This window comes from Streptomyces sp. NPDC040718, from assembly GCF_055593565.1.
The window spans coordinates 38,791-55,684 of sequence record NZ_JBVIXO010000002.1; the positions used below are offsets into that span (position 1 = coordinate 38,791).

The window sequence follows — 16,894 nt, forward strand, 5'->3', positions numbered from 1 at the left end:
CGGCAGGGCTGATTCAGCCCCGCCGGCGTTTGAGGCGCGGGGTCCGGGGCGGAGCCCCTGGGAACGGTGGAAGGGCGGTTAGGGGACGGCCCCGCGCAGCGGCACGCCCCGCCCGGCCCGCGCAGCGCCCGCACGGGGACCCGTACACGCCCGGCCAGGGCACGGGCATTGTCAGACCCCGGTGGGACACTCGCACCCGTGAGCGACCACCCCACCACCCCCTGGGCCCTCGCCGAAACCGCCGGCGGCCAGTGGCACGCCACCCCCCTGCACCCGGCCGGCGCCGCCCGGCCCATCACCACCGCCACCCCTGCGGAAGCGATCCGCTCCGCGCCCCCCGGCACCCGCTGGATCTGGCGGTCCACCGCCGCCGTCTACCCCCGCGTCCTCGCTGCCGGCACCCGCGTCGAGCGGTGCTACGACATCGAAGACGCCGAGCTGCTGCTCCTCGCCCACGAGGGCCGCTCCGGGGAGCCCCGCTCGGCCGCGGCGGCCTGGGCGCGGCTCAACGACGCGCCCGTCCCCCCGGACCCCCCGCAGCGCGCCGCCGAGCCCGCGCGGGCCGCCGCGCAGGACTCCCTCTTCGACGTCGACCCCGGGGCCGCCGCGCCCCTCCCCCTCGACGCCCTGCTCGCCGTCCACGCCGACCAGGCCCGCCGGATCGCCGCCACCGCCCACCCCGACCGGATGCGCCTGCTCACCGCCTCCGAGTCGGCCGCGTTCCTCATCGCCGCCGAGATGCACCACGCGGGCCTGCCCTGGCGGGCCGACGTGCACCGCGCCCTGCTGACCGAGCTGCTCGGCGAGCGCTACGCCGGCGGCGGCGAGCCCCGCCGCCTCGCGGAGCTCACCGACCGGATCTCCGCCGCCTTCGGCCGCCGGGTGCGCCCCGACCTGCCCGCCGACGTCATCAAGGCCTTCGCGCAGGCCGGCATCCGGCTCGGGTCCACCCGCCGCTGGGCGATCCAGGAGATCGACCACCCCGCCGTCGAGCCGCTGCTCGAATACAAGAAGCTGTACCGGATCTACACCGCCCACGGCTGGTCCTGGCTCGCGGACTGGGTCCGCGACGGCCGTTTCCGCCCCGAGTTCATCCCCGGCGGCACCCTCACCGGCCGCTGGGTCACCAACGGCGGCGGGGCCCTGCAGATCCCCAAGGTGATCCGCCGGGCGGTCGTCGCCGACCCCGGCTGGCGGCTCGTCGTGGCCGACGCCGACCAGATGGAGCCCCGCGTCCTCGCCGCGATCTCCCGCGACCCGGCCTTCATGGAGGTGGCCGGGCGCCCCGAGGACCTGTACACGGCCGTGTCCCGCCAGGGCTTCTCCGGCGACCGGGACAAGGCCAAGATCGCCGTGCTCGGCGCGGTGTACGGGCAGACCTCCGGCGACGGCCTGAAGAACCTGGCCGCGCTGCGCCGCCGTTTCCCGCGGGCCGTCGCGTACGTGGACGACGCGGCCCGCGCGGGCGAGGAGGGGCGGCTCGTACGGACCTGGCTGGGCCGCACCTGCCCGCCGCCCGCCGGCGCCGCCGAGGCCGACGAGGCGGGCATCCCCCAGGAGCAGGAGCGCCCCGACTCCGGGGACACCGGGTGGACGCCGGGCTACGCCTCGACGAACACCCGCGCCCGCGGCCGCTTCACCCGCAACTTCGTCGTCCAGGGCAGCGCCGCCGACTGGGCCCTGCTGATGCTGGCGGCGCTGCGGCAGGCCACCGCCGGGATGCGCGCGGAGCTGGTGTTCTTCCAGCACGACGAGGTGATCGTGCACTGTCCCGCCGAGGAGGCGGAGACCGTCGTGGAGGCGATCCGCGCGGCCGGCGACCGGGCGGGCCGGATCGCCTTCGGGGACACCCCGGTCCGCTTCCCGTTCACCACGGCGGTGGTGGATTGCTACGCCGACGCCAAGTGAGTCCCGCGCCCGTCAGCGCCCGTAGACGTCCCTCCAGTGCCGGTTCATCGCGACCTCCTTCACCTGCTCCAGTGTGAGCACGGGCGCGGTGCGGCTCGCCGGACCCGTCTGCTTGGGGGCGTTGTAGGCGGAGACCGTCACCCGCACCCCGTCGGGGCGCAGCGTGTCCACCGACCAGCGGACCACGCCCGGCGCGTTCTGGCCGGCGGGGCCCTGCGTGATCTTCGCCTGGATGCCGCCGGGCTGCGCGGTGGCGTCGGCGGGGAAGCCGGTGCTGTCCTTGAGCCGCTGGACGCGCAGTTCGACCAGGGAGCGGCCCTTGCCGTCGTCGAGGACCACGTAGCCGTAGCCGCCGTCGCCGCCCTTGTCCGCGACCGGGATCTCGTAGCCGCGCAGCAGGGCTTCGAGGAACCTCTCGGCGTCCTCTTCGGGCCCCTTGCGGGAGCCGCTCTCCGAGGGGGCGGGCGGCAGGTCCTCCAGCGCCGGGCGCCACTTGTCCGACAGCACCAGGGCCTTCATCCGGTCCATGGTCAGCGGTGGTTCGGGGCGGGTGACGCGGCTCTGCTTGCTCTGGACGGCGTTGTACTCCGAGGCGTCGAGGAGGTAGCCCTGCGGGGTGGCGAGGGTGGCCCGCCAGTCCTTCACCGACTTCCGGGAGTCGTCGTAGTCGTAGGACTGGATCAGCAGCAGCCGGGAGCCGTCGGGCAGCACCTCCTCCTTGCAGGAGTCGAAGGCCACGTCCTTGCGGGCGGGGCAGGTGGTCATCTCCTTGGCCATCGCGCCGGCCGGGTCGATCCGGGTCAGCAGGATGCCCACGCGGCCCTGGCCCTTGCCGTCGTCGAAGAGTCCCGTGGCCATGGGCCCCTGGTCGTCGCTGCCGCGGCTCTCGGCGGGGGTGAACTGCCCGGCCGGCATCAGCGACTTCAGGATCTCGGTCATCTGCTGCGCGGTGACCGCCCCGGTGCCCGCCCGTTCCTGCGGTCCGTCCTCATGCGGCCTGGCCGGCCCCCGGCTGGGCAGGGCGGGCGCGGAGGCGACCTCGCCCCCGCCGTCACCCCCGATCAGGCCGCCGGTCCAGGCTCCGGCCGTCCCGACGAGGGCCAGGGCCAGCACGGAGCCCCCGGCGACGGCGGCGCGGCGGCGGGCCACCAGCCGGCGTCCGCGCCGCTCGCCCGCCTCCACCAGGGCCTGCGGGTCCGGCGTGAACGCGGCGCCCGCGCTCCGGAGGGCTTCGCCGAGCTCGTCTTCAAGGGGCATGGGGGGCATGCGGAACCAGACCTTCCACTTGGTTGGCGGGGAGGGGGACAGGGCGGAGGGACTGCGGCGCCGGGGAGGGCGGCGCCGGGGAGGGCGGCGCCGGGGGCCTCAGTGGCCCGCGAACTCGGCGAGGCTGCCGCCCAGCTGCCCCCGCAGCCGGGACAGCGCCCGGGAGGTGCGGGTCCGTACGGCCGCCGAGGTGACCTTCATCGCCTCGGCGGTCTCCTCGACGCTGCGGTCCTCCCAGTACCGCAGCACCAGCACCGCCCGGTCCTTGGGCGCCAGCCGCCCCAGCGCCTCCAGCAGCGTCAGCCGCAGCGCCGGATCGGTACCGCCGGCCACCGGCTGACCGCCGTCGGACCCCGGGAACTCCCCGAACGGGCGCTCCCCCGCCGAGCGGCGGCGCTGGTGCGTCAGGAAGACCCGGACCAGCACCGTCTGCGCGTACGCGGCCGGGTTCTCGACGCGCGAGATCCGGCCCCAGAGCAGGTACATCCGCCCCAGGGTCTCCTGCACGAGGTCCTCGGCGAGGTGGGTGTCCCCGCTGGCCAGCAGACAGGCCGACCGGTACAGATGTCCCGACCGGCCCGCCGCGAACTCGCGGAACCCGTCTCTGCGACCCTGCCGCATGCACTCCCCCTCGCGTCCGTCTCACCCCATCGACGCGACGGGCCCCGGGAAATGTTTCACCCGTCTTCCGCGACCCTTCCCGCTCAGCCGAGACCGTGGAAGTAGACGTGGAACTCCTCGCGCACGAAGCCCTCCGACTCGTACAGCCCCTGCGCGACGTGGTTGTCGTACGCGGTCTCCAACTGCACCCCCGCCACCCCGGCCTCCCGCGCCCGGCGCAGCACCTCGCGCAGCAGCGCCCGGCCCGCGCCGGTACGCCGGCCGGCCGGGGCCACGTACAGGTCGTTGAGGATCCACGCCGTGCGCAGGGTGAGGGAGGAGAAGGCCTGGTAGACCTGCGCGAACCCGACCGTGCCGGGGACGCCGGGAGCGTCGGCGAGCAGCACCAGCGACTCCCCCTTCGCGATGCGCTCCGCGAGGAACTCCCGTGGGGCGTCCGCGTCCTGGACGGTCACCTCGTAGAAGTCGAGGTAGCCGCGGAAGAGTTCCGCGGCCGTGTCGAGGTCCGCCTCCCCCGCCACGCGGAGCACGACACCCGACCCCTCGTCCGTGACCGTGCCGCCGGTGCCGTCCTGGGTTCCCGCCTGACCGAACATGGGCTTCTCCTTGATCCGCTCGCGCGCCGGAGTCCATTGTGCGCGGGGATCAGTGCCCGGAGATCAGTGGCCGGGGATCAGCGGCCGGGGATCAGTGGCCGGTGACCGGCTGGGCGGGCAGCGTGAACACGTGCTTCGGGGTGACGGTCCTCGTGATGGCCTCGCCGAACAGCGTGCTGGGCTCGTTGCCCTCGTACGCGACGTCCGTGTTCAGCATGACCACCAGCGTCGCCCGCGACTCGGGGAGGTAGACCACCAGGTCCTGGTAGCCCGGCAGCGACCCGTTGTGGCCGATCCACCCCTGTACGTCGAAGACGCCCAGGCCGTAGCCGGCGCCCGGCAGCGCCTCGACCACCTTCAGCCGCTGCGCCTGGGTGGCCGGGGTCAGCAGGGTGCCGGTGGCCAGGGTCTTCGCCCAGCTCCGCAGGTCGGGGAGGTCCGAGATCATCGCACCGGCCGCCCAGCCCCAGGACGGGTTCCAGTCGGCGGCGTCCTCGGTCTTCCCGGTGGCGGTCTGGTCCGTGTAGCCCTGCGCGTGCGGCTCCGGGAACTCCGCGCCGGTCGGGAAGAGGGTGTGGTGCAGCCCGGCGGGCTTGGCCACCCGCTCGTCGATGTACCGGTCGAGGGGTGTCCCGCTCAGCTTCTCCACCACCAGCCCCAGCAGGATCAGGTTGGTGTTGCAGTAGTCGAACTTCGCGCCCGGCTCGAACAGCACCGGGTGCCCGAAGGAGTACGACAGCAGCTCCTGCGGGGTGAAGGGGCGCCGGGGATCGGCCGTGAGGGCCTTGAAGAAGCCTTCGTCCTCGGAGTAGTTGTAGAGCCCGCTGCGCATCCCGGCCAGTTCGCGCAGGGTGATCCGGTCTCCGTTCGGGACGCCCGCGACGTACTTCCCGATGGGGTCGTCCAGTCCGGCCTTGCCCTCGTCGACCAGCTGGAGCAGGGCGGTGACGGTGAAGGTCTTCGTCACGCTGCCGATCCGCTGGTTCACGTCGGTGCGCATGGGCGCCCCGGTCGCCTTGTCTGCGGTCCCGAAGGCCCGTACGTACTCGCCCTTGCCGGGGGCGGAGAGCGCGACGACCACGCCCGGCACGCCGGCCTCCTTCAGCACCTTCTCCACGGCCTCGTCCAGCCGGGCCGCCACGGCCGGCGTGAGCTGCGGGAACTCGTCGGCCGCGGGGGCGACGACCACGCCGGCCGCGGGCGCCGCGGCCTCCCAGGCGTACCCGGCCCCGACGCCGACGGGGACCACCACCAGCCCGATCGCGGCCGCGCCCACCGCCGCACCGCGCCACCGTCTCCTCATGCCCGGCCTCCCGCTGCCGTACGTCCTTCCACGCTAGCCCCGCCCCCGGTACGCGGGCGACCGGGGGCGGGGGCTCCGGCAGCGGGCTCCCCGGGCGCCGGGGACGGCTGAGGCGGCGTCAGTGAGCGCCGCTATCGTTCTTGCTTGATCTCCATGTCCGCCGGGGCCGCCTTCGCCGGCCCGCGCCGGACCGACCGGCGTCGATGCACACGGCTCCCCGCGCGGGCGGCCGGCGGAGCGGACCCGGACCGACCGCCCACCGACCCGAAGCAGGCACGGCACACATGAACGCGACCACGAACGGCGGCCTGCTCCGGCTCACCGACGTCAGCCGCAGCTACGGGGACCGGAGCGTACTGCGCGCGGTCACCATGGCGCTGGAGCCGGCGGAGTGCACCGTACTGACGGGGGACAACGGATCAGGGAAGTCGACCCTCCTGCGGCTGGCCTGCGGCCGCGAGCAGCCCACGTCGGGCGAGGTCCGCTTCGACGGCGAGCCCCTGCACGAGGACTCGCCCCGCACCCGCGCCCGAGTGGCCACCGTCATGGAAGCCGGCTCGGCCTATCCGGACCTGACGGTGCGCGAGCACCTGATGCTGGTCGCCGTCGGGCACGGACTCGGCCGCCGCGCCGACGGAGCGGTCGACCGGGTGCTCGCCGACCACCGGCTCGCCGACCACGCCGGGTCACGGCCCTCGGCGCTCTCGTCGGGGCAGACCCAGGCCCTGCTCCTCGCCTCGGCCTTCGTACGGCCGCACGACCTGCTGGTGCTGGACGAGCCCGAACAGCGGCTGGACGCCCGGGCGCGCGTGGAGCTGGCGGAGCGGCTCGGCGCGCACAAGAGGCGGGGTACGGCGATCCTCCTCGCCACCCATGACGCCGGGCTGGCCGCGGCCGTCGCCGACCACGTGCTCACCCTGGAGGACGGACGGGCCACCGTGACCCCGGTCAGGGGAGACCGATGATACCCGACCGCCCCAGCCCCAGCCCCAGCACCCACACCCACACCGACACCGACACCGACCTGCGCCGGCGCACGGACGAGACGCTGGCGTTCCTGCACGAGGCCCGCGCCTCGACGCGCCGCGACAAGCGCGGGAGCCACGCCTTCCTGCTGTACTGCGTCGCCCTGGGGACGGCCTTCTGGGGAGTACCGCTCCTCCTCGCCGCCGCCGAGGCAGGACGGCGCGGGGACTGGCACGGCAGCACCTCGGACCACCTGCTGGCCGGCCTGCCCCTGGCCGTGCCGGCCCTGATGGCGCTGGTCGTGGTCCACGCCGCCCGCGGGGCCGTCTGGCGGGGCCCGGTACTCGTGGACCTGCCGACCGTCGCGTGGCTGCTGCCGCTGCCCGTCCTGCGCGGGCCGCTCCTGCTGCCCCGGTTCCACGCGTCCGTACTCCGCGCGGCCGCGCTGGGCCTGGCCGGCGGCGGGCTGCTGGGCTACCTGCTCTCGGTCGCGGGCTCCGCCGCCTGGCTGCCGCTCACCGCGGCGGGCGCGTGGGCCGGCGCGGCGACGGCGCTGACCGCGGTGGCCGCCGGGCTGCTCGTCGAACGCCATGACCGCGCGGTCTCCCGCAACGCCGTCCGGTTCCAGGGCATCACGTGGGCGCTGGCGGCGGGCTCGGCGGTGCTCTGCGCGTACGCGGTACTGCGCGGCGCCGGCGGCGCCCCCGGCACGTCGGCGCTGTGGTCCGGCCCCTGGGGGTGGGCCGCCCAGCCGCTCGTCACCGCGGCCGGACACCACACACCGGGCTGGGCGTTCGGGACGGCCCTGTCCGCGTCGTTCACGCTCGCCGCCCTGCTGTTCGCCCGCCGCCAGGCCCCGGACGTCCCCGAGGAGGCCCTCCGCGGCCGCGCCACCGTCGCGTTCCGCGTCTCCGCCTCGGTCTACTCCCTCGACCTGCGCCAGGCCCGTTCCGCCGCCCGCGGCATGCGGGGGCAGCGGGCCAGGCCGCTGCTGCGGCTGCCCGTACCGCGCAGCGCCTGGCTGATCGTGCCCTGGCGCGACGCCACCGGGCTGCTGCGGTCCCCGGGCCGCCTGCTGTGGGCGGCCCTGTGGAGCACGGCGGCCCTCGCCCTCGGCGCCGCCGCCCACCACGCCGCGCCGGAGGGGCAGGCCGCCCTGTGCGCGGCCGCCCTCGCCGCCGAGTACCTGGCGGCCGCGCAGCTGACGGAGCCGGCCCGCGTCGACAGCGACGACGCCCGCCGCTCCGCCAACCTCCCCTACGCGTTCAGGGCCCTCGCGCTGCGGCACTCCTGGGTCCCCTGCGCCCTCATGCTCGGCTGGCTCGGCGCGGGCAACGCCGCGGCCTGGCTCACCGGCCGCTGGACACCGGGCGGTGCCGTGCTCCTGGCGGCGGTGCCGGCCATGGTGGGTGCCGCACTCGTCAGTTCGTACCGCGGCACGCTCCCCACCCACCTGCTGGTCGGCGCCGAGACCCCCATGGGCAACACCGCCGCCCTCCAGACGGGGCTCTGGTACGGGCGCGGCCCGCTGGCCGCGCTCGTACTGTCCGTCCCCGTGCTGGTCACCGTCGAACGCGCCCAGGAGCTCGGCGCCGGCCACCTCGGCTGGCTGCTCCTGGTGGGCGCGGCGGGCCTGTGGTGGGCGCGGCACACGGCCCACCGGCTGCACGGCGCACCGCCCGGGCGGCCCCGTCGGCACGCGGGACGGAGGCTGCGCGCCTTCCTCGTCACAAGGCTCAAATGACGGCGCTCACCGCGGCGATATCGCAGATCGGCGAGGGGCCCGGGGTTGCTACCGTCGATCCGCGGTATCCCCCATCCCACTCGCCGGACAAGAAGGACCTCCCTCATGCATGATGCCCGCGCCCTGATCGAAATGGGTGCCGAAGCGGTTCGTCGGCTCGCTCGTCGCGGTTACTCCCTGGACCTGTCCCGGCTGGAAGACCTCCAGTCCCGGCGCAACCAGGGCATCCGCTCCGCCGACGACCTGCGGGCGGAGTCCAAGCGGGTGGCGAGCGAGGTCCAGCAGACGGCCAGGCAGGGCGGGGACATCGCCGAGCTCAAGGAGCGCGCCCGAGAGCTGAAGGACCGGATCCGCGAGGTCGAGGCCGAGCAGGAGCAGGTCCAGGAGGAGCTGCGCGAGCTGCTGCTGACCATCCCCAACCTGCCCGACGGCGCGGCTCCCGACGGGGACTCGGAGGAGTTCGCGGTCGAGGTCCGCCGCGTCGGCACCCCGCCGGCCTTCCCTTTCGAGCCGAAGGACCACGTCGACCTCGGCGAGGCCACCGGCCTCCTGGACTTCGCCCGCGCGACGAAGCTCTCGGGCCCGCGCTTCGCGGTCTCCCGCGGCGCCGGCGCCGCCCTGGAACGGGCCCTGGCCACGCTCTTCCTCGACATCCACACCCGTCGCCACGGGTACGTCGAGCACGCGGTCCCGTACCTGGTCACCCGCAAGACGATGACCGGCACCGGACAGCTGCCGAAGTTCGAGGAGGACCTGTTCAAGACGGGCGTGGCCGACCGCGAGCTCTTCCTCATCCCGACGGCCGAGGTCCCGCTGACCAACCTGTACGCCGACGAGATCATCCCGCCGGCCGAGCTGCCGCTGGCCCTGACCGCGCACACCCCGTGCTTCCGCTCCGAGGCCGGCTCCTACGGCCGCGACACCCGCGGCCTGATCCGCCAGCACCAGTTCGCCAAGGTCGAGATCGTCAAGATCGTCGACCCGGAGACGGCGGACGCCGAGCTGGAGACGATGGTCGGCCACGCCGAGGCCTGTCTGAAGGAGCTCGGCCTCGCCTACCGCGTGGTCCGGCTGGCCGCCGGCGACACGGGCTTCTCCGCGCAGCTCACGTACGACATCGAGGTCTGGATCCCGAGCCAGAACACCTACCGGGAGATCTCCTCGGTCTCGAACTTCGGCACCTTCCAGGCCCGTCGCGCGGGCATCCGCACCCGCGGCGAGGACGGCAAGCCCAAGCCCGTCGCCACCCTCAACGGCTCCGGCCTGCCCATCGGCCGCACCCTGGCCGCGCTCCTGGAGCAGTGCCAGCAGCAGGACGGCTCCCTCGTCCTGCCCGAGTCCCTCGTCCCGTACCTGGGCTTCCGCCGCATCAAGGCGGACGGAACCCCGGAGGCATAACCGCCGCCTCCGCGCAATACATCTCGCGGAAAGAATTCCAGGGACGCACCGCAGTCCACGGATCGGATCGCCAGAGGAGACCGACTGACCGCGAATTCCGATCGCCTCGCCCGAAAGCCGGGCAGGAAATGGACTTCGCTCCTTGCGGCCCGGGCCTGCCTGGCCAGGCCCGGGCCTGCCTGGCCTGGCCTGGCCTGGCCTGGCCTGGCCTGGCCTGGCCTGGCCTGGCCTGGCCTGGCCTGGCCGCAAGGACACGCGGGGCCGGACAGCGGTTCCAGCGGTGCCGGAAATTGACAAATCACTTGGCGGCATGCCCTCGACAGCCCGCGAAAACCGGCAACTATTCGCAGGATCTCCGGCATTGACAGCCGCCTTTTCGTTGCCTACGGTCCGCTGGTCAGGTTTTCCCGATCACCCGTAAGGTATTCATGACTTCCACTGCCGTGGAAAACAGGCGGAAGCTTCCGGCCCCGCCGGCGTGCAGCCAGGCGACCTACCTGCCGGACCGCCACATGTTCGCCCTGTGGAACTGGTCCGGACGCACCGTGGGGGAGGCCCCGCAGGTCGGTGACATCGAGACCATCCCCCTTGCCGTCCCGGCGCCGGACCTCGGCAGGCTGAAGGTGTCCGACGTCGACTGCGCGCTGATCGAGCCCGACGGGCTCCTCGGAGCACCCCTCGATTCACCCGGCCGCTCGGTGGAGGCCTGGCGGGCGTGGATCGCGGGCGGCGAACCCGCCCTGCCGATCGCGGCACACGCCGTTCCCGACGCCACGGGTGTCGCCGTGACGACGGCGGAGCACGCCGGCGCCGTCTTCCGGCACACCACCGCGGTCGCGGCCGAACTGCGCACCGCGCTCACCGCCCGGCTGCGTCCGTACCAGGTGCGCGGTGTGAGCTGGCTGCGCGAGACCCTCGCCGCGCAGGGCGGCGCGGTGCTCGCCGACGAGATGGGCCTCGGCAAGACCCTCCAGACCATCGGCTGTCTCGCCGGGCGCGCCGGAGCGGGGCCGCAACTGGTGGTGTGCCCCACCTCGCTGGTCGGGAACTGGGCGCACGAGATCGCGCGGTTCGCACCCGGTCTGCGGACCGTGCTCTGGCGCGGCGGACCGCTGGAGGCGGCGGAGAGCGGAACGGTGGTCCTCACCGGCTACCCGACGCTCCGCACGCACAGCCCCGCCTTGGCGGAGCACCAGTGGCACACCGCGGTCTTCGACGAAGCCCAGGTGCTGAAGAATCCCCGTACGCAGGTGTCGAAGGCCGCCCGTGCCATCGCGGCCGACGCGCGCATCGCCCTGACCGGAACGCCCGTCGAGAACCACCTCGACGAGCTCTGGGCCCTGCTCAACCTGGTCGCACCGCACCTGTTCGGGCACCGGACGCAGTTCCGCCGCCGCTTCGTCCGGCCCATCGAGGACGGCTCCCCCGCCGCCTCCGGCCGACTGCGCGGGGCCATCGAGCCGGTCGTGCTGATGCGGAAGAAGTCCCAGGTCGCGACCTCGCTCCCGCCCAAGATCCATGCCGATCTGATCTGCGACCTCACCGAGGAACAGGAGCGCCTGTACGACCGGTTGCTGGACCAGGTCATCGACGACGGCTTCGGCAGCGGCGCCGAGCGGCAGACCAAGGTGCTGGCGGTCCTGACCGCGCTCAAGCAGGTCTGCAACCACCCGGGCCTGATCTCGGACGACCTCGGTGAGCTGTCGGGAAGGTCGGGAAAGCTCGACCTCTGCACCGACATCGTCGCCAACAACCTGGAGAACGGCTCTCCGACCATCGTCTTCACCCAGTACCGGCAGACGGGTGAGCTGCTGGTCCGGCACTTCCGGGAACGGTTCGGCGTGGACGCCCCGTTCTTCCACGGCGGCCTGAACCAGCAACAACGGGCCGACATCGTCCGCCGGTTCCAGGCCGACGACGGCCCGAGCATGCTCGTACTCAGCCTGAAGGCCGGCGGCACCGGGCTCACCCTCACCCGCGCGGCCGACGTCATCCACTTCAACCGGTGGTGGAATCCGGCCGTGGAGGCACAGGCGTCCGACCGGGTCCACCGGATCGGCCAGACCCGCACCGTCACCGTCACCACCCTGACCACGGGAACCACCGTCGAGGAGCACATCGCGGCCATGCACTCCCGCAAGTCCGCCCTGTCGGACATCGCCGACGCATCCGGCGTCGCCGAGTTGACCCGTATGGACGACGACCGCCTCATCGAGGTCCTGCGCCGGAAGCGAGACAGCTGACCCATGGCCAACAACGACTTCGGCTACACGAAGTGGGGAAAGGACTGGGTCCGGTTCGCCGAGTCGCTGCGCCAGACCCGCCCCGATCCCCAACTGCCGAGCGCGCGCCGCATGGCGCGCGACGGGAAGGTGCAGATCACGATCGACGGTCGGACCCTGCGTGCCGTCGTTCACCGCGGCCGCGGCACCACGCTGACGACGATCGAGGTGGCGACGATGTCGCAGGGGGCGACGGCCGAGATCTCCCGCCGGCTGAGCGGTGTCCACCCCGTCCTCACCGACGACCTGTACGGCGCGATCGCCGCCGCGGGCCACGCACCCGCGCCGAAACTCGTCACCATCGGCTGCTCCTGCCCGTCCGGCACCCCGCGCTGCGTCCACGAGCTGGCCGTCTACTACGACATGGCCCGACGCATCGACGACGACCCGCGCATCGCCCTCGAAGTCCAGGGCTTCTTCCACACCCCGCCGAACACCCCCGAAGCACCCCCCGCGGGCACCCAGCGCCGGTGGATCACCCTCAACGCCCTCGACCCCGCCGCCTACTTCTCGACCCCCGGGTGAAAACGGCGACACGCGCAACAGGGAAGCCCGGGCATTCGGCCGGGAGCGTTTCACCGAGCACGGCACGGCAGGCGCTGGGCACGCCGCCTATGCCCACGCAGCGCTGAGCACGGCCGGGTGGCCCTGCCGAAGAAACCCACCGAGCAGAACGCTTCGCCCCTCCGCTCACGCACGGGGTCTCGGGCTCCCGCCGCCGCATGCTCCGACCGACCCTCGGAAATAGCAAAAGCCCCAGGTCACGGCGAGTGAGTCCTGGGGCTTCTACAGAGCCGCCTTCGGGATTCGAACCCGAGACCTACGCATTACGAGCTCAAGATCGTTCGTGATGGGGGGTTCCAGTCGGTACCGGCTAGTGTCAGAAAGTGCAGGTCAGAGCGCTGCATGCGTCGACCGAGTGCTAGCCGGTGCCGACTGGTCCAGAGCAGTCCGGCCACACGCTGGCCACACCTGATCAGGCTCGATCGACCCGCGGGGGCGGTTTCGCGACGGACCACGACGCGCGCCAGATGTGAGGCCATGGGCAGGGAAGGGGCCGCACGGTTCAGCCGTGCGGCCCTTGTCGTCACGCTGCCCGAGGAGCGTCACCCTCGGCGCCCGGTGCGCCCGGCCCGGGTTCGCGAAGATCGTTGAGCACCTGTTCGAGAGCTTGGGCGCCGGCCGCCGTAATGTGCTGCTCGTCGAGGGCGACGTACACCCGTTCCCCTCGTGTCGTGGCGACGGCCCACACGCCGGTGTCGAGTGGTGCTCGGATTACAGAGATCATTACCGCCCCCCGCGGTCGCGTCCTCCTCGGACGCTCCCCATTTACGCCTATCTTTGGTTCTGCCTGTCCTTCGCTGTCCTGCCTACAACACCCGTTGTGGGGCGCCTAGTTCCACGAGGTGTCGGCCGGCGCAGGTGTCGGCGCCGCGGGCGTCGGCTCGACCGGCAGCGGAGCGAAGTTCCACGAGCTGTCGGCGCGGACGGCGCCGGGGGCCTCGGCCTCGACCGCAGAAAGTCCGACGAGCACGGCACCAACCGCCAGTGCCGCCACCACACTTGCCCGGATTCGTTTCATGATCATTTGATGGGTTCCCCTCCCGTATGTTGGATATGCCACTTAGATACACCAGCGACATAGATTCCACTACGGGATACGCTGCACGATCCCGGGGGCTTCGAACAACCGTTTCCCCTGGTCAAACGTAGGAAGTTCCAAGATCCGAACCGTAGGGGGACGTGTGTCGGGGGCGCCGCTGTTGTCTGAGTCCGAGCTGTGTGTTTACGGCCTGATCGCCGACGGCAAGCCGATTGCCGACGACGACAAGGGGGCGGCCGGGCGCCTGCTTGGGGCTGGGCTGATCGTTCCCGACGCGTTCCAGCCGAGCGGGTACGCCGCGGTCGACACCGACGAGATCGAGAGCCGGCTGCGGACCTCGGTACAGCAGCAACTCGAAGGGGCGGCGCGGCTGCTCGCCGAGATCCCCGCGTTCGTCGAGAAGCTGCGGGCATGCGGTCGTGTCCGCAGCCGCGGAGCGGGCACCGGGTCGGTGTGGATCGAGGGCAAGGACGGCGTGAACGCGGCAATCGCGGTCGCTGTCGACGGCGCTCGGCACGAGATCCTCACTGCACAGCCCGGCCCCCGGCCGCGAAAGGTCATCCACTTGTCGACGGACCGCGACCGCGACGCGGTCGACAGGGGCGTCGCGATGCGCACGCTCTACAGCACGAGCAGCCGCTCGAACCCGGGGGCGATGGATCGCGTCTCCCTGCTCACCGCTCGCGGTGCGCAGTTCCGGACGTTGACCCGTCCGTTCATGCGACTGGTGCTGATTGACCGCGAGTTCGCGATCGTCGAGGACCACGCCGACGGCCGGCCGAGCTTTGAGGGCGCGTACGTCGTCCGGGATCGAGCTGCGTGCGGTTTCTTCGCTGCCCAGTTCGAGCAAGAGTGGCAGCTCGCACTCGACTGGCATGCGCAGGAACCGGCACAGCGATCGGCCATCACGACCGGCCTACAGCGCACGATTCTGCGTGAGCTGTGCGACGGACGCGATCAGCAGCAGATCGCAAAGCACCTCGGGTACAGCTCGAAGACAATCAGCAAGGCCCTGTCGGAGATGCGGGCACGGCTGGACGTGGCCACGGTCTATCAGCTCATCGCGTGGTGGATGGGCCCCGAGGGTGCGTGCGAGCGGGCGATCGAGCAGGACTAGCCGGCCTGCTGCGCCGCTCGGTCGATCTTCTCCAGCAACTTACGGACGAGCGGCATCTCTTCTGCGGTCAGGTCAAGCCCCGGCACATGGGCAACGACCGTTCGCTCACTCGACGGTTCGGCAGCGAGGAGTGCGCGTGCATCCCCTGCGCCCGAGGTGCTCGTCGTCATGCCGATGTACTGCGCTGCGGCGGCTATCTGGACCTCGCGAAGAGGCAGCCTCACCACAGCAGCGACTGCTCGCACGAGCGCGGGCGACACCTTGACCGGTGCGCCCTTCTCGATGTTCCAAATCGTCGTGTGCGAGGGGCTGTAGCCGGTCGCGGGGTCGACCGCCGCCTCGGCAAACTCCCGGAACGACCACTCTCGCTCTGCGCGTGTCTCGCGCACGAGGTCGGCAAAGGGCGTGCCGAGCTCGGGCTCGGGCGCGTGCATGTCGGCGTCGGGCACGGCCCCGGCACCCCCGCTCTCTGTCAGCAAACGTGAACGTCGAGGGCCATCTAATCAGCCAGCACCCGAAACACCCAGTCCTGAATCTCGTTGACGTGCACTTTTGGTCGACCTAGGGTCGTAAGTGTTCATGAACGTTTACAGCCTACCTGCCGGTTTTGCCTTGCCGCGACCAGGCTGTTCACGTCTGTTGACACAGGGGGTTGATCATGAGTTCAGTGGAGTACCTCGGGCCGCCGCCCGCACAGCGCAACACCAAGCACTTCCGCATCGCTCGCGAGTTGCGATCCCGACCGCAGGTGTGGGGAGTTGTGCGCCGTCCCGCAAGCCTCGACAGTGCCGCCTCGGCTGCTCGTGCGATTCGTGAGGCTCGGCTGCCTAGCTACGGACCGCGTGGCTCATTCGAAGCAGTCGCACGCACCGTGACCGAGGGTTCTGTGACCGAGTACCGCGTCTATGCCCGGTACATCGGCGGCGCAGAGCAGTGACTGCCGGTCCTCGGATCGGCAGCTTGTGCTCGGGGTACGGCGGTCTCGACATAGCCGTGACCGAGGTGTTCGGCGGCTCGGTTGTCTGGCACTCCGAGATCGACGAGAGCGCCTCGGCGATCCTCGCGCATCACTGGCCGACCGTACCCAATCTCGGCGACCTGGCCGCCGTCGATTGGGCGAGCGTCGAGCCAGTCGACATCGCCGCCTTTGGCTTCCCGTGCACCGACGTCTCGCTGTCCGGCCGGATGGCCGGTATCGCACCCGGAACCCGCTCCGGCCTATGGCTGCACATCGCCCGAGCCCTTGAAGTCCTACGCCCCCGATTGGTGGTGATCGAGAATGTCCCGGGTCTCCTCTCGACGCAGGCCCATAGCCACATGGAGCCCTGCTCGTGGTGTCTGGGAGACCGAGGCGGTCAGCCTGCTTTGCGGTCACTCGGTGCCCTACTCGGCGACTTGGCCCGCCTCGGGTTCGATGCGACGTGGGCGTGCGTACGCGCTTCGGAGATCGGCGCTCCGCACGCCCGGCAACGCGTCTTCATCCTCGCTGTTCCTGCCGACCCCGCGGGCGAGGGACTACCGGGGGCGCGGGTTCTCGGATGGGCTCGCGAACGTGGTGATGGACCGGCTGCTGCCGACACCAGTCGCGGCGGACGGGGTGCGGGGTCCGGACTACGCGCGAGCAGCACGAGGCGCGGGGGGCGAAGACTTGGTGACGAGCGTCGCCCGGATGGTGCCGCGCTCCCTACTGACGCCGGGTGGGGAGACTTCCGCCCAGCCATCGAGCAATGGGAACGCCTCACTCGCCCCGCGCCCCGACCAACTGACGATCGCGGACGGCTGAACCCTCGTTTCGTCGAGTGGCTCATGGGACTGCCTGACCATCACGTGACCGGCGTTCCGGCCCTGTCCCGCTCAGCACAACTTCGCGCGCTCGGTAACGGCGTCGTGCCCGCTCAAGCGGTCGCCGTACTGCACCTCCTGCTCGACCGCCTCGACGATCACGGGCTCGCTGCGTGATCTGCGATTTCTGGGACGGCACCGCCGGCGCCCACTGCCGAGCCCTCGGCACCCGCCGCTACGTCGTCGGCGACCGCTGTCCGCTCCACACACCCGCCGCCCTCGCCGGACGACCAGAACCGCCCGGCTCC

General features: G+C 72.2%; 14 protein-coding genes. 8 read left to right on the forward strand and 6 right to left on the reverse strand.

The genetic code is table 11. The features are described from left to right. The first annotated feature begins 198 nt into the window (after positions 1-198). The gene (locus ACZ597_RS05400) at positions 199-1,908 is read left to right on the forward strand and encodes a bifunctional 3'-5' exonuclease/DNA polymerase (protein WP_471325276.1); all 1,710 of its coding nucleotides are present in this window, start codon (positions 199-201) and stop codon (positions 1,906-1,908) included. A 12-nt stretch (positions 1,909-1,920) separates the two neighbouring features. Here ACZ597_RS05400 and ACZ597_RS05405 read toward each other — a convergent pair whose 3' ends face one another. The 4 genes from ACZ597_RS05405 to ACZ597_RS05420 form a co-directional block, all read right to left on the reverse strand. Then, the gene (locus ACZ597_RS05405; RefSeq protein WP_471325279.1) at positions 1,921-3,165 is read right to left on the reverse strand and encodes a hypothetical protein; all 1,245 of its coding nucleotides are present in this window, start codon (positions 3,163-3,165) and stop codon (positions 1,921-1,923) included. 108 nt (positions 3,166-3,273) lie between these two features. Beyond that, the gene (locus ACZ597_RS05410; RefSeq protein ID WP_471325281.1) at positions 3,274-3,795 is read right to left on the reverse strand and encodes a SigE family RNA polymerase sigma factor; all 522 of its coding nucleotides are present in this window, start codon (positions 3,793-3,795) and stop codon (positions 3,274-3,276) included. A gap of 83 nt (positions 3,796-3,878) precedes the next feature. Next, positions 3,879-4,391 (reverse strand): GNAT family N-acetyltransferase, encoded by a 513-nt coding sequence (locus tag ACZ597_RS05415; RefSeq protein ID WP_471325285.1) that lies wholly within the window; start codon positions 4,389-4,391, stop codon positions 3,879-3,881. 91 nt (positions 4,392-4,482) lie between these two features. Further along, positions 4,483-5,694: a serine hydrolase domain-containing protein gene (locus tag ACZ597_RS05420; protein ID WP_471325287.1), complete on the reverse strand. Its 1,212-nt coding sequence runs from the start codon at positions 5,692-5,694 to the stop codon at positions 4,483-4,485. 284 nt (positions 5,695-5,978) lie between these two features. Between ACZ597_RS05420 and ACZ597_RS05425 the strand changes: the two genes are divergently transcribed. The 5 genes from ACZ597_RS05425 to ACZ597_RS05445 all read left to right on the forward strand — a co-directional run bounded on the left by ACZ597_RS05425 (position 5,979) and on the right by ACZ597_RS05445 (position 12,609). Further along, a complete protein-coding gene (locus ACZ597_RS05425) occupies positions 5,979-6,659 on the forward strand; it encodes an ABC transporter ATP-binding protein (RefSeq protein ID WP_471325290.1) in 681 nt (226 codons plus the stop codon). Then, a complete protein-coding gene (locus tag ACZ597_RS05430) occupies positions 6,656-8,404 on the forward strand; it encodes a hypothetical protein (protein ID WP_471325293.1) in 1,749 nt (582 codons plus the stop codon). Before ACZ597_RS05425 ends, ACZ597_RS05430 begins: the two co-directional genes overlap by 4 nt. Positions 8,405-8,509: 105 nt before the next feature. After that, on the forward strand, positions 8,510-9,802 hold the full coding sequence (gene serS, locus ACZ597_RS05435; RefSeq protein WP_471325296.1) for a serine--tRNA ligase: 1,293 nt from the start codon (positions 8,510-8,512) through the stop codon (positions 9,800-9,802). Positions 9,803-10,230: 428 nt separating this feature from the next. Further along, positions 10,231-12,045, forward strand: a complete 1,815-nt coding sequence (locus ACZ597_RS05440) for a DEAD/DEAH box helicase (RefSeq protein ID WP_471325299.1) — start codon at positions 10,231-10,233, stop codon at positions 12,043-12,045. 3 nt (positions 12,046-12,048) lie between these two features. Continuing rightward, a complete protein-coding gene (locus ACZ597_RS05445; RefSeq protein ID WP_471325302.1) occupies positions 12,049-12,609 on the forward strand; it encodes a hypothetical protein in 561 nt (186 codons plus the stop codon). A gap of 868 nt (positions 12,610-13,477) precedes the next feature. Here ACZ597_RS05445 and ACZ597_RS05450 read toward each other — a convergent pair. After that, positions 13,478-13,672 carry a hypothetical protein gene (locus ACZ597_RS05450; RefSeq protein ID WP_471325305.1) on the reverse strand — a complete coding sequence of 65 codons (195 nt, stop codon included), beginning with the start codon at positions 13,670-13,672 and terminating at the stop codon, positions 13,478-13,480. A gap of 175 nt (positions 13,673-13,847) precedes the next feature. Between ACZ597_RS05450 and ACZ597_RS05455 the strand changes: the two genes are divergently transcribed. Continuing rightward, on the forward strand, positions 13,848-14,804 hold the full coding sequence (locus tag ACZ597_RS05455) for a LuxR C-terminal-related transcriptional regulator (protein ID WP_471325308.1): 957 nt from the start codon (positions 13,848-13,850) through the stop codon (positions 14,802-14,804). Here the strand turns inward: ACZ597_RS05455 and ACZ597_RS05460 are convergent. Next, positions 14,801-15,253, reverse strand: coding sequence for a hypothetical protein (locus ACZ597_RS05460; RefSeq protein ID WP_471325311.1), 453 nt, complete (start codon positions 15,251-15,253; stop codon positions 14,801-14,803). The genes ACZ597_RS05455 and ACZ597_RS05460 overlap by 4 nt on opposite strands. 553 nt (positions 15,254-15,806) lie before the next feature. Here ACZ597_RS05460 and ACZ597_RS05465 point away from each other — a divergent pair. Further along, positions 15,807-16,763 (forward strand): DNA cytosine methyltransferase, encoded by a 957-nt coding sequence (locus ACZ597_RS05465; protein ID WP_471326736.1) that lies wholly within the window; start codon positions 15,807-15,809, stop codon positions 16,761-16,763. Positions 16,764-16,894: the final 131 nt, after the last annotated feature.